The 21,022-nt window shown below is 56.2% G+C and carries 20 protein-coding genes; 11 read left to right on the plus strand and 9 right to left on the minus strand.

Going from position 1 to position 21,022, the window contains the following annotated elements; translation table 11 throughout:
* Positions 1 to 267 precede the first annotated feature (267 nt).
* Genes rimP through truB form a run of 5 tightly spaced genes read left to right on the plus strand, consistent with a single transcriptional unit; the run spans position 268 to position 6,193 of the window.
* Entirely contained in the window at positions 268 to 702 is a 435-nt protein-coding gene (rimP, locus tag VGK14_RS08560) for a ribosome maturation factor RimP (RefSeq protein WP_331508627.1), read from the plus strand.
* Between the two features lie 12 nt (positions 703 to 714).
* On the plus strand, positions 715 to 2,181 hold the full coding sequence (nusA, locus tag VGK14_RS08565) for a transcription termination factor NusA (protein ID WP_331508605.1): 1,467 nt from the start codon (positions 715 to 717) through the stop codon (positions 2,179 to 2,181).
* Between the two features lie 33 nt (positions 2,182 to 2,214).
* Entirely contained in the window at positions 2,215 to 4,932 is a 2,718-nt protein-coding gene (infB, locus tag VGK14_RS08570) for a translation initiation factor IF-2 (protein WP_331508606.1), read from the plus strand.
* Positions 4,932 to 5,282, plus strand: coding sequence for a 30S ribosome-binding factor RbfA (rbfA, locus tag VGK14_RS08575; protein WP_331508607.1), 351 nt, complete (start codon positions 4,932 to 4,934; stop codon positions 5,280 to 5,282). Before infB ends, rbfA begins: the two co-directional genes overlap by 1 nt.
* Positions 5,283 to 5,293: 11 nt before the next feature.
* A complete protein-coding gene (truB, locus tag VGK14_RS08580; RefSeq protein WP_331508609.1) occupies positions 5,294 to 6,193 on the plus strand; it encodes a tRNA pseudouridine(55) synthase TruB in 900 nt (299 codons plus the stop codon).
* A 90-nt stretch (positions 6,194 to 6,283) separates the two neighbouring features.
* Here truB and hxlB read toward each other — a convergent pair whose 3' ends face one another.
* The 6 genes from hxlB to argB all read right to left on the minus strand — a co-directional run bounded on the left by hxlB (position 6,284) and on the right by argB (position 10,658).
* The gene (gene hxlB, locus VGK14_RS08585) at positions 6,284 to 6,823 is read right to left on the minus strand and encodes a 6-phospho-3-hexuloisomerase (RefSeq protein WP_331508610.1); all 540 of its coding nucleotides are present in this window, start codon (positions 6,821 to 6,823) and stop codon (positions 6,284 to 6,286) included.
* A 125-nt stretch (positions 6,824 to 6,948) separates the two neighbouring features.
* Complete coding sequence (hxlA, locus tag VGK14_RS08590; protein WP_331508611.1) at positions 6,949 to 7,590, minus strand: 3-hexulose-6-phosphate synthase; 642 nt, start codon at positions 7,588 to 7,590, stop codon at positions 6,949 to 6,951.
* Between the two features lie 101 nt (positions 7,591 to 7,691).
* A complete protein-coding gene (gene hxlA, locus VGK14_RS08595; protein ID WP_331508612.1) occupies positions 7,692 to 8,333 on the minus strand; it encodes a 3-hexulose-6-phosphate synthase in 642 nt (213 codons plus the stop codon).
* Between the two features lie 185 nt (positions 8,334 to 8,518).
* Positions 8,519 to 9,097, minus strand: coding sequence for a nucleoid occlusion factor SlmA (gene slmA / locus VGK14_RS08600; RefSeq protein ID WP_331508613.1), 579 nt, complete (start codon positions 9,095 to 9,097; stop codon positions 8,519 to 8,521).
* 8 nt (positions 9,098 to 9,105) lie between these two features.
* Positions 9,106 to 9,777 carry a pyrimidine 5'-nucleotidase gene (locus VGK14_RS08605; RefSeq protein WP_331508614.1) on the minus strand — a complete coding sequence of 224 codons (672 nt, stop codon included), beginning with the start codon at positions 9,775 to 9,777 and terminating at the stop codon, positions 9,106 to 9,108.
* Positions 9,774 to 10,658 (minus strand): acetylglutamate kinase, encoded by an 885-nt coding sequence (gene argB, locus VGK14_RS08610; RefSeq protein WP_331508615.1) that lies wholly within the window; start codon positions 10,656 to 10,658, stop codon positions 9,774 to 9,776. Before argB ends, VGK14_RS08605 begins: the two co-directional genes overlap by 4 nt.
* 142 nt (positions 10,659 to 10,800) lie before the next feature.
* Between argB and VGK14_RS08615 the strand changes: the two genes are divergently transcribed.
* Positions 10,801 to 12,069, plus strand: a complete 1,269-nt coding sequence (locus VGK14_RS08615) for a glycerate kinase (RefSeq protein WP_331508616.1) — start codon at positions 10,801 to 10,803, stop codon at positions 12,067 to 12,069.
* Between the two features lie 30 nt (positions 12,070 to 12,099).
* Here the strand turns inward: VGK14_RS08615 and VGK14_RS08620 are convergent, their stop codons facing one another.
* The 3 genes from VGK14_RS08620 to VGK14_RS08630 all read right to left on the minus strand — a co-directional run bounded on the left by VGK14_RS08620 (position 12,100) and on the right by VGK14_RS08630 (position 15,031).
* Positions 12,100 to 12,531 (minus strand): Hsp20/alpha crystallin family protein, encoded by a 432-nt coding sequence (locus tag VGK14_RS08620; protein WP_331508617.1) that lies wholly within the window; start codon positions 12,529 to 12,531, stop codon positions 12,100 to 12,102.
* A 151-nt stretch (positions 12,532 to 12,682) separates the two neighbouring features.
* Positions 12,683 to 14,242 carry an amino-acid N-acetyltransferase gene (gene argA, locus VGK14_RS08625; RefSeq protein ID WP_331508619.1) on the minus strand — a complete coding sequence of 520 codons (1,560 nt, stop codon included), beginning with the start codon at positions 14,240 to 14,242 and terminating at the stop codon, positions 12,683 to 12,685.
* A gap of 57 nt (positions 14,243 to 14,299) precedes the next feature.
* On the minus strand, positions 14,300 to 15,031 hold the full coding sequence (locus tag VGK14_RS08630) for a 16S rRNA (uracil(1498)-N(3))-methyltransferase (RefSeq protein WP_331508621.1): 732 nt from the start codon (positions 15,029 to 15,031) through the stop codon (positions 14,300 to 14,302).
* A 64-nt stretch (positions 15,032 to 15,095) separates the two neighbouring features.
* On the opposite strand from VGK14_RS08630, the gene VGK14_RS08635 reads away from it, so the two are divergent.
* The 5 genes from VGK14_RS08635 to VGK14_RS08655 all read left to right on the plus strand — a co-directional run.
* Complete coding sequence (locus VGK14_RS08635; RefSeq protein WP_331508622.1) at positions 15,096 to 15,653, plus strand: thioredoxin family protein; 558 nt, start codon at positions 15,096 to 15,098, stop codon at positions 15,651 to 15,653.
* Between the two features lie 363 nt (positions 15,654 to 16,016).
* A complete protein-coding gene (tkt, locus tag VGK14_RS08640) occupies positions 16,017 to 18,005 on the plus strand; it encodes a transketolase (protein ID WP_331508623.1) in 1,989 nt (662 codons plus the stop codon).
* A 99-nt stretch (positions 18,006 to 18,104) separates the two neighbouring features.
* Complete coding sequence (gene gap, locus VGK14_RS08645) at positions 18,105 to 19,118, plus strand: type I glyceraldehyde-3-phosphate dehydrogenase (RefSeq protein ID WP_331508624.1); 1,014 nt, start codon at positions 18,105 to 18,107, stop codon at positions 19,116 to 19,118.
* A 67-nt stretch (positions 19,119 to 19,185) separates the two neighbouring features.
* Positions 19,186 to 20,367, plus strand: coding sequence for a phosphoglycerate kinase (locus tag VGK14_RS08650; RefSeq protein WP_331508625.1), 1,182 nt, complete (start codon positions 19,186 to 19,188; stop codon positions 20,365 to 20,367).
* Positions 20,368 to 20,441: 74 nt separating this feature from the next.
* Positions 20,442 to 21,022 (plus strand): pyruvate kinase (locus tag VGK14_RS08655; protein WP_331508626.1); only part of this gene is annotated, 581 nt, incomplete at its 3' end.

The raw sequence follows: 21,022 nt of genomic DNA on the forward strand, positions 1-21,022 counted from the left end.
CACTACGCTTGCGAAAGTAGGTCACCGCCAGACGCTCTATTCCTCACATTTAGCCCTCTTCGCGAGGGCTTTTGTGTTTGGAGAAGCGAAGTTTGACGTTCGCAAGGGTCCGGGCTTTTACATTTCCGGCGCAGCGGCGACGAACAGCGTTTAACGCTCGGGTGCGCAGGCAGCAAGATGGCACATCGTTTAGAGTGCCAATGTATTGAATATGTTATAATAAAAACATTAGATGGGCTTCGGGCCCATTTTTTGTTTCTGTAAGGAATTATGGACATACAGGCGCTGCTTGAGCGAGTAATTACCCAGCTGGGCTACGAATTGGTCGACTTCGAGATGTCCAATCGGGGCAAGATGCTGCGGTTGTTTATTGATAAACCGCAGGGTATTACTATTGATGATTGCGTTCTGGTCAGCAATCATGTTTCGCACTTGTTGGCGGTGGAGCATGATGTTGACTACGACAGGCTGGAGGTTTCTTCCCCCGGCCTGGATCGCGTCTTGAAAAAGGCGTCAGATTTCATGCGATTTGTCGGCACACGCGTAAAGATCAAGTTGCGAGTGCCAATGGATGGCAAAAAGAATTTTGTAGGGGTGCTGCAAGGGCTGGACGATGGTGAAATCTTGGTCGAACGTGATGGAGCAACGTTGCGTTTTGCCATGGCCAATGTCGAGAAGGCGCGGCTGGACCCGGAGTTATAGGCGGAGAATGTAATGAGTCGCGAAATTTTGTTGTTGGTGGATGCATTGGCCCATGAAAAAAATGTGGGCGAAAATGTGATTTTCACGGCATTGGAACTGGCGTTAGCTTCTGCAACCAAGAAGCGGTATCAGGACGATGCGGATATTCGCGTTCAGATTGACCGTGCAACCGGCGATTATCAGTCTTTCCGCTGCTGGACTGTCGTTTCCGAAGAGGCGTTAGAGAACCCTGCCGCGCAAATCAAACTCGGTGATGAACGGGCACAAGGCCTGATTGAAGGCGACACTATTGAAGAGCCTCTGGAATCGATCGCTTTCGGGCGTATTGGCGCTCAGGCGGCCAAGCAGGTCATTCTTCAGAAAGTGCGCGAAGCTGAGCGGGAGCAGATACTTAGCGAGTTTCTGGCACGCTCGGAACATCTGGTCAGCGGTGTCATCAAGCGCATGGAGAAGGGAAATGCGATTATCGAAGTAGGCCGAATTGAAGCCTTATTGCCGCGAGAGCAAATGATTCCGAAAGAGAATCTGCGCAGCGGGGATAGGGTGAGAGCCTATCTGAGTCGGATAGAACGTAATGTGCGAGGGCCACAGCTGATTTTGTCGCGAATTTCTCCGGAGTTTATCGCCAAGCTGTTCGAGCTTGAAGTTCCGGAAATTGAAGAAGGATTGCTGGAGATTAAGGCAGCCGCACGCGATCCCGGCTCGCGCGCCAAGATTGCAGTGAAATCCAACGATCAGCGGCTGGACCCTGTGGGAACATGCGTAGGTATGCGCGGTTCGCGGGTGCAGGCTGTAACCGCTGAACTGGCGGGAGAGCGTGTGGATATCGTGCTATGGTCAATGGATCCAGCCCAGTTTGTGATTAACGCTATGGCCCCGGCAGAGGTGACACGCATCAGCATTGATGAAGATGCGCACAGCATGGACGTGGTGGTCGCGGAGGATCAGCTTGCACTGGCAATAGGCCGCGGCGGACAGAATGTCAGGCTGGCATCTCAGTTGACAGGTTGGGAGCTTAACCTGATGACGGAGGAAGAAGCCGAACAGAAGGGCGAAGAAGAGTACGGTAAAGCTCGACAGCTGTTTATGGATCGACTGGACGTAGATGAGGAAGTCGCCGATATACTGATTCAGGAGGGCTTCAGCACGCTTGAGGAAATCGCTTACGTGCCATTGAACGAAATGCATGATATCGAAGCCCTTGATGAAGATACGATCAATGAGCTGCGCAGCCGCGCTCGCAATGCGCTGCTGACAGAAGCCATCGCCCGCGAAGAAAAGGTTGGAGAGTCTTCCGAGGATTTACTCGCGATGCAAGGCATGGATACAGAACTGGCACATCTTCTGGCGTCTAAAGGTGTAGTTAAGGTGGAAGATTTGGCGGACCTGGCCGTGGACGAGTTGGTTGAAATGACAGGCATGGATGATGAGCGCGCCAAGCAGCTCATCATGACGGCGCGTGCGCCATGGTTCGCCTGATACAGGGCGTAAAAGCGGGAACAGGGAAACAGAATGGCACAGACGAGCGTAACGCAATTCGCCACGGAGCTTGGCTTACCGGCTGAGCTTTTGTTGGAACAATTAAAGGCTGCCGGGGTGAACAAATCTTCTTCGGAGGATTTGCTTGCCGAACATGACAAAGCGGCGCTCCTGGAGCATTTGCGTAAAGAGCATGGCGCACAGCAGCCTAAAAACAAGATTACCCTGACCCGCAAGCAGGTTTCAGAAATCAAGCAATCCACGGGAACAGGTCGCGGTCGAACTATCCAGGTGGAAGTAAAGAAGAAGCGCATACTGGTAAGGCGTGATGCTGCGACCGAAACCGGAGAGATGTCTGAGCCGACTGAAAAGGTTGAGCCGATGGAAGCGGCAGTAACAGCCGAGCAGGCAGCGCCGGTTATACAGCCGGAGATTGAAACGGAACAGGTGGTAATCGAAGAGCCCGAGCTTGTTGAGCCGGAAGCCGTGGAGGAACAGCCGGCAGCAGCCGAGCCGGCGAAAGAGAGCGCGCCTGTCGCGCCCTCACCAGAAAAAATACATCGTCCGGCTGCGAAGGTATCCGTGCTAGACGCGGAACAGATCGCGAAGCGCGGTGAAGAGGCCCGCCGCCAGGCGGAACTGATCGCTATCCAGAGCGAAGAAAAGCGTAAAAAGCAGGAACTTCTGCAGAAGAAGCAGGAGGCAGAAGCTAAAAAAGTGGCTGAAGAAGAGGCTGCCAAGAAAAAGCTTTCCGAAGGCACACTACACAAACCTGTTGGTAAACCTGGCGAAAAGCCCAAAGCCGCTGACACCAAAGGTAAAAAAGGCGCGACTGGAGAATGGGGCGGAGATGCGGCTAAACGTCGCTCCGGACCCAAGGCGCGCGGCGATGTCGGGATAGGGCAGGGCTGGCGTGCACCTGGTCGGTCGAAAGCGGGCAAGCACCATAAAGACGCTGAAGGGCAGCACGCATTTTTGGCGCCTACGGAGCCCATCGTGCACGAGGTTTTGGTGCCGGAAACGATTTCCGTCGCTGACCTTGCTCATAAAATGGCCGTCAAGGCTGCCGAGGTTATCAAAACATTGATGAAGATGGGCATGATGGTGACCATCAACCAAGTGCTCGATCAGGAAACAGCGATGATTGTGGTCGAGGAATTGGGCCACGTTGCCAAGGCAGCGGAAGCTAATGATCCGGAAGCCTTCCTGACAGATGCGGAGCATATGGAAGCTCTGCAGGAGCCACGTCCGCCGGTCGTGACGGTGATGGGGCATGTCGACCATGGGAAAACTTCGCTGCTGGACTATATCCGCCGCACGCGCGTAGCTAGCGGCGAAGCTGGCGGCATTACCCAGCATATCGGCGCTTACCATGTTGAAACGCCGCGTGGCATGGTGACCTTTCTTGATACGCCGGGACACGAGGCATTCACTGCGATGCGTGCACGCGGTGCAAAAGCTACCGACGTCGTTATTCTGGTGGTAGCCGCTGACGATGGCGTCATGCCGCAAACGATTGAAGCCATCCACCACGCCAAGGCCGCCAAGGTGCCACTGGTGGTTGCAGTGACCAAAATCGACAAACCATCTGCCAACTCGGAGCGTGTCCGACAGGAATTGGTGGCGCAGGAAGTCGTACCGGAAGACTGGGGCGGCGATACGATGTTCGTGGAAGTATCCGCCAAGACTGGCCAAGGCATCGATACCCTGCTGGAAGCCGTGCTGTTGCAGGCAGAAGTGCTGGAGCTGAAGGCGCCCAAAACCACTCCTGCGAAGGGCCTGGTGATCGAGGGCCGCCTCGACAAGGGGCGCGGGCCGGTTGCTACGGTTCTGGTGCAATCGGGCGTGCTGAAGCGCGGCGACATGCTGCTGGCCGGAAGCGTGTTCGGACGCGTGCGAGCGATGCTTGACGAAAATGGCAAGGAAGTAAAGGAAGCCGGGCCATCTATCCCGGTTGAAATTCTTGGCATGTCCGATGTGCCGAATGCCGGCGAAGAAACCATTGTGCTCAACGATGAGCGCAAGGCGCGTGAAATCGCGCTGTTCCGCCAAGGCAAGTTCCGCGACGTGAAACTTGCGCGCCAGCAGGCATCCAAACTCGAGAATATGCTCGAGCAAATGACCGAAGGCGAGGTAAAGACTCTGCCTCTGATCATCAAGTCGGACGTGCAGGGCTCTTACGAAGCGCTTTCTACCTCGCTGCAGAAACTGTCCACGGACGAGGTCAAGGTTAACGTACTGCATACCGGTGTCGGCGCCATCACGGAATCCGATGTCAATTTGGCTGTGGCTTCCAAGGCAGTGGTAATCGGCTTCAATGTGCGTGCAGATTTTGGCGCGCGCAAGCTGATCGAATCTTCGGGGGTTGATGTACGTTATTACAACATCATTTACGAGGCCGTCGATGAAGTGCGTGCTGCGCTCACCGGGATGCTGTCGCCGGAAGAAAAAGAAAATGTCATCGGCCTGGTGGAAATCAGGCAGGTATTCCGCATTTCCAAGGTCGGCGCGATTGCTGGCTGTTATGTGCTCGACGGTATGATCAAACGGGGCTCCAGGGTGCGCGTGCTGCGTAACAATGTGGTGATGCATGATGGAGAGCTGGACTCGCTCAAGCGCTTCAAGGATGACGTCAAGGAGGTTAAAGCCGGCTTTGAATGCGGCTTGTCAGTCAAGAACTTCAACGATATCAATGAGGGTGACCAGCTGGAAGTCTACGAGATGGTGGAAGTCGCCCGCACCTCACTGTAATGGCTAAAGAGTTTTCCCGCAGCCAGCGTGTAGCAGAACAGATCCGGCGCGAGCTTGCGGACCTGCTGCAATTCGAGGTCAAGGATCCGCGGGCAAGCAAGGTGACCTTGACCGAAGTCGAGGTCACCGGCGATCTCGCCCACGCCAAAATTTATTTCGTTACGCAGGAAGATGCAAGCGCTGCGGTTACTGCCCTGGGCAAGGCCGCAGGCTTCTTGCGTAGCCAACTGTCCCGGCGTCTCTTGTTGCGTTCGGTACCCCAGTTGCATTTTGTCTATGATGAATCTCTGGACCGGGGCATGCGCTTGTCGCAACTGATCGACAAGGCTAGATCGTCCGATAATTCCTGACCCTCCTTTTCGTGCAAGTAAAACGTATCAAGCGGCCCATCAGCGGCGTACTGCTGTTGGACAAGCCCGCCGGTTGTTCTTCCAATCAGGCGTTGCAGCGTGTCAAACGCCTGTATCAGGCCGCCAAGGCCGGCCACACCGGAACCCTCGATCCGTTTGCTACCGGGTTGCTTCCGATCTGTTTCGGCGAAGCTACGAAGTTTTCTCATACTCTGTTGGACGCCGACAAAGTGTACCGCGCTGTGCTCAAGCTCGGTGCGATAACCACGACCGGAGATACGGAAGGCGAGGTTACTGGCTGCAAAGCGGTAAAACTCAGCCGGGATGAGGTTGAGCGCGCCGTCAGTGCGTTCCATGGAAAAATTACTCAAACCCCGCCCATGCATTCGGCGCTCAAGCATCAGGGCAAGCCGCTATACGAGTATGCTCGTGCGGGAGTAGAGATCGAGCGAAAATCGCGTGAAGTAACCATCCATAGCATCGCGCTGCATAAATTCGAAGGAGATGAGGCAGAAATTCATGTGGCCTGCAGTAAAGGCACTTATATTCGGGTGCTGGGTGAAGACATTGGCAAACAGCTAGGGTGCGGTGCACATTTGGCCGTTCTGGAACGCTTGTCGACAGGAGGTTTCCAGTTGGAGGATGCCTATTCTTTGGAACAATTGGAAGCCATGACAGAATCTCGGCGCGATCAGGCATTGCTGCCGGTCGATGTACTTCTGGCTGGTTTGCCGGCGGTTGAGGTAGATGACGAGAGTGCTTTTTATTTCCGCCGGGGACAGGCTTTATGGAAGTCGGGAATCGCAACAAGCGGTTTGATAAGAATTTACGCCTCGCATGGGGTGTTTATTGGCGTGGCCGAGAGTCTCGGGGATGGGCGCATCGCGCCGCGCCGGGTAGTTCTTACATAAACGCAGGCTGAATCAATCAATAAAAAACCACGTCAACACGACGTGGTTTTTTATATGATGGCTTGCAAATAAAAGCCCATCGACTCAGGGCTATTCCAGGTTTGCGTGAATTGCGCGCATCCCTTCCTCGGTAAGCCCTTTTTCATGCACGATGTGCGAAATAATGGCTTCCAGAAAGACCAGCGTGGATAGTTCAAACACGGTGCCCATCGGCATGCCGTGAACAATCCCGAAGCTGTTTTCATTGCCGCTGCCGATTTGGCAGACTAAATCAGCTATTTCCGCCATTGGCGATTTGCCCTTCATTGAAACTATGGCAACCTGAGCACCAACAGACTTCGCTTTTTTTACCAGTGGCAGCAAAGTTTCCGTTCCGCCGGAACCGGAAATCACGATAAATAAATCACCGTTTTGAATGCTGGGAGTAATGATTTCACCTACCATGTAGACTTTGTAACCACTGTGCATCAGCCGCATGGCAAAAAATCTGGAGACTAGGCCAGAACGACCGGCGCCCGTGATGAAAATGCGATTGGCCTTATCGATGGTGGCTACGATCTTGTCAACCAAGCTGTCGTCGGTCGCTTGAAGAACGTTTGAAATTTTATTTAGGATAAGTTCCTGATGCATGGCTGTTCACCTCATAAAATTCTTGATTAATATTCCAGACGCGGAAATCTGCCGTACAAAAAAATAATCCACCATATCGGATCAGATGCGAGCCGAGATGGTGGATTCTGACGTCAGATTAACGCTTACGCAGACCTTGCCAGAGCGGTAATCTCGGCAGCAGCAGCAGCAGGATCAGCAGCGCCATAGATGGCGGCGCCAGCCACTACGATGTTGGCGCCAGCCTTAACGACTTGCTGAACCGTTGCCGGCTTGATGCCACCAGCAACCGAAACCTTAACGGGCAGACCGAAGCTGGCAACCAGACCCAGGTCTACGAACGGGGTTTGGCCAGCAGCCTGTTGGTCCAGACCGGTGTGTACACCGATGATGTGTGCGCCAAGAGCAGCCACTTCCTTGGTGCGGGCGCCCTTGTCGATGACGTTGATCAGGTCAACTTGAGCTTCCTTGCCGTAGGCGTTGGCAACATCGATAACACCCTTGATGGTGCCGATGTCTGCGGTGCCGAGAACGGTACAAATGTCAGCACCAGCCTTGTAGAAAGGCTCGGCTTCATAATAACCAGCGTCCATGGTCTTCAGGTCGACCAGGATCTTGTTGTTGGGGAACTTGTCACGCAAGGTCTTGAGCAAGTTGATGCCGTTGTGCTTGATGCATGGCGTACCGATTTCAAGAATATCTACGTGCGGAGCTACTTTGGTAGCGAGTGCAACGGTTTGATCGAAATCGAGTGAATCTAATGCCATCTGAACTAATGGTTTTGCCATGGTACATCCTCCGATTGGTTAAAAATTTATGATTGTGTTACAGAATCTGCTTGAAAAATAATACCGCAGCTGCTTATTTATAATACATCTTTATGGATGAATTAAGCGGAAGCAACCAAATCGCGAATTTCACGAGCGGCAACTTCAGCCGCAGGAGAGCCAGTGATTGCGCCGCCAACAACGACAATGTTCGGTCCGGCCTTAACAACTTGCTGGACTGTGGATTGTTTGATGCCGCCAGCAACCGAAACTTTTACATTCAGTCCCAAAGCTACCAGAGCGGCAAGGTCAGCGAAAGGGGTCTGACCGGCCAGTTGCTGGTCGATACCGGTATGGATGCCAATAATATGTGCTCCCAGTTTGGCCGCTTCGGCAGCACGCTTGGGCTTGTCCTTGACATTGATCAGATCGACCTGGGCCTGTTTGCCATATGCATTCGCTACATCGACTACGCCTTTGATCGTACCCAGGTCGGCGGTGCCGAGAACGGTGCAAATGTCTGCGCCGGCTTTATAAAATGGCTCGGCTTCGTAATAGCCGGCATCCATGGTTTTAAGATCAGCGAAAATCAGCTTGTCTGGGTGGTTGGCCCGGATCTCTTTCACTAATTCTATCCCGTTGACCTTGAGGCATGGCGTGCCAATTTCAATAATATCCACATATGGAGCAGCCTGGCGGGCGAGCGCTACCGTTTGCTGATAATCCAAAGAATCCAGTGCAACTTGAACTAAAGGTTTTGCCATGGTTCTGTCTCCGGTCGGTATTTTATAGTAAGCAACTGCTGACGCAGCGTTTCAGGAACGCGCAACCTTTCCACTGTAAAATAGGAATGAGATCAGTGTCAAGTCAAGGTCGGTGTTTACTGTAAACTTTAATAATATAATCGGATCACGGATATGGGTGGACAGCTATGTAACCGGAGCGGATGCTATTGCTCCAGTCCGTATAATAATGTCAACTGCTGCTGAACATATTCCATCGGCTTGCGTTTGAATCCGCTCTTGGCGAACTGATGCCAGCGGCCTATCACAAAACACAGCAGCAGATTCGCTTGGGATTCTGGATCGTATTTGCGGCCGGCTTGGGTTTCGGCAATACGCAATGACTGTTTCAAGGTGGACTCGATGCGATCGAATAACTGATTAATCCTTATCTGCAGGCGTTCGTTCTCATTGACCAGCGCATCGCCGATCAGGACGCGCGTCATTCCCGGATTTTTTTCGGCAAAGAGCAGCATTACGGTCAGCACTCGGCGTACCTGCTTGAGTCCGTCCTGTTCCTCGTTTGAAATCTTGTTGATCAGGCCAAACAAAGACTGCTCGATGAATTCGATCAGGCCTTCGAACATTTGCGCTTTTCCTGCGAAATGACGGTACAGCGCAGCTTCCGAAACTTCAAGCCGTGCTGCCAGCGCAGCGGTAGTGATTTTTTCGCGTTTGGGCGATTCCAGCATTTTTGCCAGCGTTTCGAGAATCTGCTGTTTTCTTTCACCAGGTTTGGTTGTCATAATTTTCCTTAAAGGGTGGCTGCTATTCTTGGTAACGCTAACACAGAGCTGATGCGGACATCCACAAAAGTCGGCCGCTTGGCCTTGGGGTGGATGTAAACGGTGTGCATGCCAAACTTTTTAGCGGTCAGCAACGCGGGCAGGCTGTCTTCCACCATGGTGCAGTGCTCGGGCCGCATATGGTAATGCCGCAGCAGGCGTATAAAGCCGAGCGTCGACGGCTTGGGATGGAAACGGGTCGATTCGATGCTGAACACGCCTTCAAACAAATCGCGTACTTTGAGCAGCTTCAATACCTGCTCGGCATAAGCCAGCGGCGCATTGGTAAACACGATCTTGCGGCCCGCAAGCTGGCGCAATGCGATGCGCAGACCGCGTGCCTTCACGATCATGCTCCGCAGTTGCGGAAACTGATGCGTATGATGCAGGAAGTGGTGCGGATCGGTTCCATGATGACGCATAAGGCCACGCAATGTGGCGCCGTAGAGATGCCAGTATTGCCTGCGCAAGCGATTGGCGTCATCTTCGTTCAGGTCGAGATGGGTTATCAGGTATTGCGTCATGGCACGGTTGATGTGAGGGAAGATGTATGCGCTGGCGTCATGCAGGGTATCGTCAAGATCGAAAACCCAGACATGTCCGGCGTATCCCACTCTGTGCCAGGTGCGGGTTCTGATCACTTGGCTCGAATCATGGTGCCGACACCCTCGTCGGTGAGTACTTCCAGCAACAAAGCATGCTCCACCCGGCCGTCGATGACATGCACCGATCGCACGCCGCTGCGTGCCGCATCCAGCGCCGAGCTGATTTTTGGCAGCATGCCGCCGGAAAGCGTGCCGTCGGCGAACAATGCGTCGATTTCCTTGGCGGAAAGGCCGGTCAGCAGGCTGCCGTTCTTGTCCAGTACGCCGGGGGTATTGGTCAGCAGGATGAGTTTTTCCGCACCGAGGATTTCTGCGAGTTTGCCGGCGACGACGTCGGCATTGATGTTGTAGGTCTCGCCATCCGGCCCCACGCCGATCGGCGCGATGACCGGGATGAAATCTCCCGAGTCGAGGAATTCGATGATGCTCGGGTTGATGTAAGTGATATCGCCTACCTGCCCGATGTCGATGAACTCGCCGGGAATTTCCTTGCTTTCCACCAGCAGTTTCTTGGCGCGTATGAAATTGCCGTCTTGCCCGGTCAGGCCTACCGCCTTGCCGCCGTGACGGTTGATGAGGTTGACGATCTCCTTGTTGACCTGGCCGCCAAGCACCATTTCGACCACATCCATCGTTTCTTCGTCGGTGACGCGCATGCCCTGGATAAACTCGCCTTTCTTGCCCAGGCGATCGAGTAGCTCATTGATCTGCGGGCCGCCGCCGTGGACGATGACCGGGTTCATGCCGACCAGTTTGAGCAGCACTACGTCACGCGCGAAGCTGTCTTTCAGTTGGGGGTCGGTCATCGCGTTGCCGCCATATTTGATGACGATGGTCTTGTCGAAAAAGCGCTTGATGTAAGGCAGAGCCTCGGAAAGAATCTGCGCTTTGGAAGCGCCGGTAGCGGGAGTAAGCATTGACTTGTCCATGACGTGAAGCTGATGCGGCTATTTTATCGGAATTCGCGCCGCGAGTTGTAGCGGCATTTGTCGATACGGCTGCTTTCTTTAAGCCAGCGGGAGATGCCGTTATGATTGCGACATCCGTTAGGAGCATGGTATGTCACAACGCCATTTAAATCTGCTGCGCGAAATGTTTGATGCGGCTATCGAAGCGGCGCAGCCGGCGCTTTGCGTTCCCCCGCATCTGCCCCCGCCGCCTTCAGGGCGTACTATCGTGATCGGTGCCGGTAAAGCAGCGGCGGCGATGGCTCGCGCAGTAGAAACGAATTGGAGTGGCGCGTTGTCCGGGCTGGTGCTGACCCGCCAGGGTTACACGCTGCCGTGCGAACGCATAGAAATCGTTGCCGCCTCGCATCCAATTCCCGATGCTATTGGAATGCGGACGGCTGAGCGCATGCTGGATATGGTGCGTGGCTTGACCGAAAACGATCTGGTCATTTGTCTTTTTTCGGGCGGTGGCTCGGCACTGATGCCATTGCCCATCAGTGGAATCACGTTGCGAGACAAGCAGCAGATCAGCCGGGCGTTATTGAGGTCCGGCGCCGCGATCCGTGAAATCAACTGCGTTCGCCGCCATCTTTCCTCGATCAAAGGCGGCCGTCTCGCCGCCGCATGCGTGCCGGCAAAGGTCGTGACGTTATTAATTTCCGATGTGCCTGGCGATAATCCTGTAGATATTGCCTCGGGGCCGACGGTGGCTGATTCGACCACCTGTGCGGATGCTTTGGAAGTGCTGCGGCGTTACGGAGTTGCAGTGCCGCCCCATGTGCTGGGGGTGCTGGAAAGCGGAAGCGGCGAAACGCTGAAGCCGGCCGATGCGCGGCTGGCACGCTGTACCACCCACATTGTCGCCGCGGCCCGGACGGCGCTTGAGGCGGCTGCGCGGGTTGCGCAATCGGCCGGCGTGACGCCGCTTATTCTGGGCGGCAACATCGAGGGGGAAGCAAGGGATGTCGGCAGAGTGATGGGGGGTATTGCGTTGCGGGCGGCGATGTGTAAAGGGCCAGTCGAATCTCCGTGCGTGCTCATTTCCGGGGGTGAAACCACGGTTACCGTGCGCGGCGGCGGTTGTGGCGGGCGCAATGTGGAATTCCTGCTGGCTTTGGCCATCGCGCTGGATGGTTTTCCCGGCATCTATGGATTGGCGGGGGATACCGATGGCGTCGACGGACAGGCGGAAATTGCCGGCGCGGTGATTGCTCCGGACACGCTGCGGCGCGCACTCCAGCAAGGAATCGATATCAGGGAAAGTCTCGCCGATAATGATGGGCACGGATTCTTCCGGGCGTTGGGAGACTCGCTGATTACCGGGCCGACATACACCAATGTCAACGATTTTCGAGCGATCCTGATCGCGGGCATATAAAAAAGCGGTCTTGCGACCGCTTGTAAAATTCTAACGTATGTCCAGTCGTTTCGCGGACGCAGCCGTTTTTTTCGGCAGCACCAGTTCCAGCACGCCATCGGCATATTTGGCTTGCGACGCGCCTTCATCGATTTCGCTGGCTAACGAAAAGCGGCGCGAAACCTTGCCGTAGTAGCGCTCGGTGTGCAGCACTTTCGATCCATCCTTCACTTCCTTTTCCTGTTTGGTTTCGGCACTGATGGAGACCTGGTCGCCATCGACGGTGACCTGGATATCTTCCTTTTTCACGCCGGGAATTTCCGCGTGCACGGTATAGTTCTTATCGTCTTCCTTCACGTCCATCCTGATCTGCATTTCAGGTTGCGCTTCCAGCCGCACCGGACGTAAGAAACCTTTGAAAACGTCTTCCAGCGGGTCGAAGCCGGAGACTTGAAACGGATCGAATCGGGTTAGGTTTGCCATGTCTTCTCCTTTCATTGATCGGTTGGTGTGCGAGTCGCCTCGCTAAAACCAAAATGGTGGCGGAGAACAAAATTTCAATAGAAAGGCGGCAGTCCGCGAAGACTCAAGACTTGTTGCGGCCTAAGGCGAAAGCACCCCGGCCGGTTAACAATCAGCCCGAGATGCGTTTGACGAATACCTTGGAGCGGCGCTGGAAGTTGAATAGCTGCTGGCGTTGCTGGGGCAGCGCCACGATATCGCTTTCGGCAAAGCCGCGTTCGATAAACCAATGCGCGGTGCGCGTAGTCAGCACGAACAGGGTCTTGATGCGCTGCTTGCGGGCCTCGTTTTCGCAGTGCTGCAATAGCCGATCGCCACGCCCGCTGCTGCGAAAAGCCGGGCTGACGGCCAGGCACGCCAATTCGGCCATCCTGTCCTCGGGAAACGGGTAAAGTGCGGCGCAGCCGATGATGCGGCCATCATGCTCCATGACGTAGAAATGGCCGATTTCCATTTCCAGCCGTTCGCGTCCGCGACGCACCAGTATGCCCTCCGCTTCCAGCGGTTCTATCAGTTGCAGTATTCCGCCCACATCGCCGATCTCGGCGCCGCGCATGGTTTCCAGCGGGGCCTCGGTGATCATCGTGCCGATGCCGTCGTGGGTGAACAATTCCTGCAGAATGGCACCGTCAATATGACGGCTGATCAGATGGGTACGGGCTACGCCATGATGGCAGGCATGCACTGCGCCGGGCAGGTAATAGCTGATGTCTTCCGGCTGGTTCCGTGCGTGGCGCAATACTTTTTCCGCTTCTTTCGCGGTCATTTCACGCAGCAGTTCATTCTCTTTGTTGGTGACGCCCTGTGTGTCCATCAGGAAAATCAATTTGTCCGCATCCAGCGCGATGGCGGTGTTCACCGCGACGTCCTCCAGCGACAGGTTGAATGCCTCGCCGGTGGGCGAGTAGCCCAGCGGAGAAAGCAGAACCATCTCGCCGTCGTCGAGGCGTTTCCGAATGCCTGTCGCATCGATTTTCCGTACCTCGCCGGTGTGTTGCAAATCAACTCCCTGGCGCACGCCGAGCGGCCTGGCGGTGACGAAGTTGCCGCTGGCCACGCGGATGTCGGCTCCGGCCATCGGGGAATTGACCAGTCCCATCGAAAGCAGCGCCTCGATTTCGACGCGAATGACGCCACTGGCTTCCTTGACGGCCTCCATTGCCTTGTCGTCGGTCACGCGCAGGCCATCGACGAAGCTGGTTTCGATCCGGGCCCGCTTGAGGCGCGACTCGATTTGCGGGCGGGCGCCGTGGACCAGGACCAGCCGCACTTCCAGGCTGGCGAGCAGGTTGAGGTCATGCGACAGGGCGATGAACTGGCCGTCGTCCACCACTTCGCCGCCAAACGCTATGACGAAAGTTCTCCCGCCGAACGCATGGATATAAGGGGCGACCGAGCGAAACCAGCCGACAAACTCCTGCGGTTGCAGCAGGTTAAGGCGCGGCCCCGATTGCGCGGAAGCGCCAGCCGCAGCTTCCGCATGCGCGTAGAGAAAGGCCGGTGTGCAGTCGAGTGCGGCGCACAGCCGGCGCAGCATGGCTTCGGACAAGCCTTGAGCGCCGCGCTCGATGCGCGACAGGTTGCCGGTGTCGGCCTCGACCCTTTTTGCCAGTTCTTGCAGCGTGAGGCCGAGAGCCTTGCGGCGTTTGCGCAGCGCTTGTCCCAAAGGCATGGCGGCTCCTGTGCTTTAAAAGCATAATTTTATAAAAATAATGCGTAAAACGCAAAATTAAAAATCGCCCCATAAGGTCTGCATCGCCGCTATCGCCGCCATCGCGGCGGTTTCGGTGCGCAGTATGCGTGCGCCAAGGCGCACCGGCACAAATCCGCAGCCGGCCGCGGCCAGTAGCTCTTGTGGCGAGAAGCCACCCTCGCAGCCGATCAGCAGGCAGATGGGGCCATCGGGTGGCGGCAGGTCGTGCAGACGCTGTTCCGCCATTGGCGACAGCGCCAGTTTAAGCGCATACGTTTCACCCCGGCCGAGCCAGTCCGTGAGCGGCAGGATGGGCGCCACCGTGGGTACGGTGGCGCGACCGCTTTGTTCGCAGGCGGACACCACTACATTTTGCCAATGTTCACGCCGTTTTTCGGCGCGCTCCCCGTTCAATTTGACTACGCTGCGCTCGGCCGCGATCGGTTGAACTGCGGAGACGCCGAGCTCCACGGCTTTTTGCAAAGTGAAATCCATGCGGTCTCCGCTGGAAACTGCTTGTGCCAGGGTTACCGACAGTGGCGATTCGCGCCCGGCCGGCGTCGCGCGATTGAGTTTGGCGACGACTTCATTCTTGTTGATGCGCAGGATTTCTCCGGCGAAATCGCTGCCGTTGCCGTTGAACAGAGTCAGTTCGTCCCCCGGTTTCATGCGCAGCACCCTGACTACATGGTGAGCGGCGTTGTCCGGCAGGCTGACGATGCCTCCGGGGGCGAGGGGTGCGGAACAAAAGAATCGTGGGGCGGACATAATGGGGCGCCTGCGGGAATGGTAAAATCAAACCCAATTGTAACGGTAAAAAGGAGCTGAAATTATGGTCAGCCTGCAAACCCCTGTTTGTGATTTTGGCTGGAAGGCGCCCGATTTCAATCTGCCCGGAATCGACGGCAGGATGTGGGGCCTGGGTGATGCGCGCGGCCCGAAAGGCACGCTGGTGATGTTCATCTGCAACCATTGCCCTTATGTCAAGGCGATCCGTCCGCGCCTGGTCCGGGACTTGAATGAGCTGAAGGCGCTGGGCGTCAATGCGGTCGCCATCATGTCCAATGATCCTGCCGATTATCCGGAAGACTCGTTTCAGAACATGCAGGCTGTTGCCCGGGAATTCGATTTTTCTTTCCCCTATCTTTTCGATGAAACCCAGGAAATCGCCAAGGCATATGGCGCGGTTTGCACGCCGGATTTCTTCGGATTCAATGCCGATCTGGAACTGCAGTACCGCGGGCGCTTCGATGAATCGCGCAAGGAAACGGCGCCGGAAGGCGTGCGGCGCGATTTGTTCGAGGCCATGAAAGAGGTTGCGCTAACCGGCCGGGGGCCGCGCGAGCAAATCCCCGGCATGGGTTGCTCGATCAAATGGATGGGCGAGTAAATCGGGCCCGTAGCTCCGAACTATTGCCCAAACAACGCAACTGGGCAATAATAGTTGAGGACCTCCAAGACATTTGTAATTAAGGAAAAGAAAGTGTCTGTTTCTGCGGAGGGATAATTCCGGGCATACAACATTCTTCCTGCTCCACTCAGAGTGGCGGCGGGGATATTTATCTTTAATAGAAGCTGTCTTAAAAAATTTGCGAGGAGGGATGGATGCAAGGCGCACGGAACTGAGACAACCGGAATGTACGGGGAGTACATGAGGATTTCGAGTGCCGCGCAACGCCGCAGACACCCTCCGCAGCAATTTTTAAGACAGTTTCTTAGATATTTCTCTTTAATTAGGACTAGGGGATTGAATATGGCAACTCGTAATGATTTAGCAAATGCCATCCGTGCATTGTCAATGGATGCTGTTCAGAAGGCCAATTCCGGTCACCCCGGCGCGCCGATGGGTATGGCGGAAATCGCCGAAGTAGTGTGGAACCACCATCTGCGCCATAACCCGAAGAACCCGCATTGGGCCGATCGCGACCGTTTCATTCTGTCCAATGGTCACGGCTCCATGCTGATTTACTCGCTGCTGCACCTGACCGGCTACGATCTGCCGATGGATGAAATCAAGACCTTCCGCCAACTGCATTCCAAGTGCGCCGGCCATCCGGAATACGGCTATGCGCCTGGCGTTGAAACCACTACCGGCCCGCTGGGTCAGGGCATTACCAATGCGGTCGGTTTCGCCATGGCAGAAAAGCTGCTGGCCGACCAATTCAACCGTCCCGGTCATGAAATCGTCAATCACCACACTTACGTGTTCATGGGCGATGGCTGCATGATGGAAGGCGTTTCCCACGAAGCCTGCGCGCTGGCCGGCACCTGGGGCCTGGGCAAGCTGATCGCTTTCTGGGACGACAACGGCATTTCCATCGACGGCCACATCGAAGGCTGGTATACCGACGATACCGCCAAGCGCTTTGAAGCCTATGGCTGGCATGTGATCCCCAACGTGGACGGCCATGACGCTGCCGCCGTAGAAGCGGCTGTGCAGGCGGCCAAAACGGTTACCGACAAGCCCAGCCTGATCTGCTGCAAGACCATCATCGGCAAGGGTTCCCCCAACAAGGAAGGCACTCACGATTGCCACGGCGCAGCTCTGGGCGACGCCGAAGTGGCAGATACCCGCAAGAACATCGGCTGGAACTATCCTCCTTTCGAGATTCCGCAGGACGTCTACGACGGCTGGGATTGCCGCACCAAGGGCCAAGGCCATGAAACGCTGTGGAACAACAAGTTTGCCGAATATGCCAAGGTGTATCCGGAACTGGCTGCCGAGTTCAAGCGCCGCATGGCAGGCGACTTGCCTGCCAACTGGAAGGAGCATACCGCTGCTTTCATCAAGGCAACCAATGACAAGGCGGAAGGCGTGGCCACCCGCAAGGCTTCGCAAAACGCGATCAACGCGCTGGCTGCCGTACTGCCGGAATTCGTGGGCGGCTCTGCCGACCTGACCGGTTCCAACCTGACCGGCTGGACGGGCGCGCATCACGTGCATGGCAAGAAGCCGGGCAACTACATCTCTTACGGCGTGCGCGAGTTCGGCATGTTCGCCATCATGAACGGTATGACGTTGCACGGCGGCATCCTGCCGTTCGGCGGCACCTTCCACATGTTCTCCGACTATGCCAAGAACGCCCTGCGCATGGCCGCGCTGATGAAGCAGCGCACCATTGCCGTGCTGACCCACGACTCCATCGGCCAGGGCGAAGACGGTCCTACCCACCAGCCGGTCGAGCAAACCGCCGGTCTGCGCTACATTCCGCGCATGGATGTGTGGCGTCCGGCTGACTCGGTCGAAACCGCCGTGGCCTGGGTGGCTGCCGTCGAGCGCAGGGACGGCCCGACCAGCCTGGTGCTCTCCCGCCAGAACGTGCCGGGCATCAAGCACGACGAAGCCCATTTCGATCTGATCCGCAAGGGCGGCTATGTGTTCTCCGACGTGGCTGGCAAGGCCGACGTGATCCTGATCTCCAACGGCTCCGAGTTCGATCTGGCCGTCAAGGCCGCTGCGGAACTCAACGCTGCGGGTACCAAAGCGCGCGTGGTTTCCATGCCGTCCACCAACGTGTTCGACCGCCAGGATAAAGCCTACAAGGACAGCGTACTGACCCCGGGCGTGAAGCGTGTCGCGGTTGAAGCCGCTCACCCCGACTTCTGGCGCAAGTACGTTGGTCTGGAAGGTGCCGTGGTGGGTATCGACACCTTCGGCGAATCCGCTCCTGGCGGCGCGCTGTTCAAGCATTTTGGTTTTACGGCCGAAAATGTGGTCAACACCGTGAAGTCCATCCTGTAAGAGGGCTGTTAGCGGCAATCCATGACTCGCCATTCCTGCAAATGCAGGAATGGCGATATCTTTACTGGTGACAATCTTTCCTGAATTGAGGAGTTAGCAATGGCAATTCGTGTCGCAATCAATGGTTACGGCCGTATCGGCCGTAATGTGTTGCGCGCCCTGTATGAGTCCGGTCGTAAGGATATCCAGATTGTGGCCATCAACGATCTGGGCAATGCTGAAACCAATGCCCATCTGACGCGTCACGATACCGTACACGGCAAGTTCAACGGGACGATCGTGGTCGAAGGCGATTACATGGTCGTCGACGGCGACAAGATCCGGGTGTGTGCAATGCGCAATCCTGCCGAACTGCCCTGGAAAGAACTCGATGTCGACGTCGTCATGGAATGCACCGGCGTTTTCCGCAACAAGGAAAAATGCACGCCGCACCTGACTGCTGGCGCCAAAAAAGTGATCATTTCCGCTCCTGCGGATAAAAACCAGTGCGACGCAACCGTCGTGTATGGCGTCAACCATGACATCCTGCGCGCAGACATGGAGGTGATCTCCAATGCATCCTGCACTACCAACTGTCTGGCGCCGCTGGTCAAGCCGCTGTGCGACACGGTGGGGATACAGAAGGGGTTGATGACCACCGTACACTCCTATACCAATGACCAGGTGCTCACCGACGTTTACCACAGCGATCTGTACCGTGCCCGCGCCGCTGCGTTGAACATGATCCCGACCAAGACCGGTGCGGCCCAGGCCGTGGGTCTGGTGGTCCCGGAACTGGACGGAAAGATGTCCGGTTTTGCGATCCGCGTGCCGACCGCCAACGTTTCGGTGGTGGACCTGACCTTTATCGCCGGGCGCGATACCAGCAAGGAAGAAATCAACGGCATCATGAAGACGGCGTCGGAAAGCGCCGCGCTCAAGGGCATCCTCGGCTACAACACCGAGCCTCTGGTTTCCAGCGACTTCAACCACACCACCACGTCTTCCAATTTCGATGCCAACCAGACCAGTGTCTTGGGGAACCTGGTAAAAGTATTGTCATGGTATGACAATGAATGGGGTTTCTCTTGCCGCATGATCGATACCGCGGTCGCCCTGATGAATGCCAAGTAATGTCGTGAAAGGGTGATGGGCAGCCGAGCTGCTGCCTTTTCGCCCGATTGCGAATCTGGAGTCAATCATGTCTGTTATCAAGCTGACCAGCCTGGACCTGAAAGACAAGCGCGTCTTTATCCGGGCCGACCTTAACGTACCCGTCAAAGACGGCAAGGTTACATCCGACGCCCGCATCATCGCTTCCATGGCTACGATAGAGCGTTGCCTGGAAGCGGGGGCCCGCGTCATGGTGACCTCCCACCTGGGCCGGCCTGAAGAGGGCGTGTATTCCGAAGAAAATTCGCTCAAGCCGGTGGCCGACAATATTGCGGCGCGGCTGGGCCGGCCGGTTCGCCTGATCAAGGATTGGATAGACGGCGGATTCGAGGTTGCCGCCGGCGAACTGGTGTTGCTGGAGAATTGCCGCTTCAACAAAGGCGAAAAAAAATGCCTGGATGAAACCGCGCAGAAATACGCCAGCTTGTGCGACATCTTCGTCATGGACGCGTTCGGTACGGCGCATCGCGCCGAGGCCAGCACTTACGGCGTTGCCAAATTCGCGCCGGTGGCATGCGCCGGCATTCTGCTGACCGAAGAACTGGATGCGCTGACCAAGGCGCTACTCAATCCTGCGCGTCCGATGGTGGCCATCGTCGGCGGCAGCAAGGTATCCACCAAGCTGACCGTGCTTGAATCCTTGTCGGAAAAGGTCGACCAGCTGGTGGTCGGCGGCGGCATCGCCAATACCTTCCTCAAGGCGGCGGGACATAACGTCGGCAAATCGCTGTGCGAGGACGATCTGGTGCCGACCGCCCGGGCACTGATGACCAAAATGGCTGCGCGCGGCGCGAGCATCCCCATCGCGGCGGATGTGGTATGCGGCAAGAATTTCGCGGCTGGCGAACCGGCAGTGCTGAAAGCCGCGGATGCCGTGGCCGACGACGACATGATTTTCGATATCGGTCCGCAATCTGCCCAGCAGCTTGCCGATATCATCATGCGGGCTGGCACCGTGGTGTGGAACGGCCCGGTCGGCGTATTCGAATTCGACCAGTTCGGCGCGGGCACCAAAAAAATTGCCGAGGCCATCGCCGCAACCAGGGCATTTACGCTGGCAGGCGGTGGGGACACCATCGCCGCGATTCAGAAGTACCATATTTACGACAAGGTCTCCTATATTTCCACCGCCGGCGGTGCTTTTCTCGAATTCCTCGAGGGCAAGAAATTGCCGGCGGTAGAAATTCTCGAGCAGCGCGCCCAGCGCTGATTCTTGGCTTTGTGCAGGGCGTTGGGGGTATGATTATCCCTGTCGCCCTTTTCCTTTTTTAAGAGAATCAATTGATACGACGCAAAACTAAAATCGTGGCCACCCTGGGCCCGGCATCCAGCAGCCGCGAAGTGCTCGACAGCATGATAGAAGCCGGCGTGGATGTGGTGCGCTTGAACTTTTCTCATGGTACGCCGCAGGATCATATCGAGCGGGCCACGCTGGTGCGCGATCTGGCGCGTGAGCGCCACCGTCCGATCGGCGTCCTGTGCGATTTGCAGGGCCCCAAAATTCGTATCGGCAAGTTCGAAAACGGCAAGGTCATGCTGTCCGCCGGCGACAAATTCATCCTTGATGCCAATTGCATGCTGGGCGATCAGGGGTGTGTCGGCCTCGATTACAAGGAACTGCCCCGGGATGTCGAGTCGGGCGCGATTTTGCTGCTGGACGACGGACGCATGGTGATGACGGTCGATGAGGTGCGGGGCGACAAGATTTACTGCACCGTCAACCAGAGCGGCGTGCTCTCCAATAACAAGGGGATTAACCGCCAGGGAGGCGGTTTGTCAGCGCAGGCGCTGACCGAGAAGGATCGCGAGGATATCAAGACGGCAGCCGCGCTCGAGGCCGATTACCTGGCGATCTCTTTCCCCCG

This window comes from Novimethylophilus sp. (assembly GCF_036504375.1).
Classification (GTDB): Bacteria; Pseudomonadota; Gammaproteobacteria; order Burkholderiales; family Methylophilaceae; genus Novimethylophilus.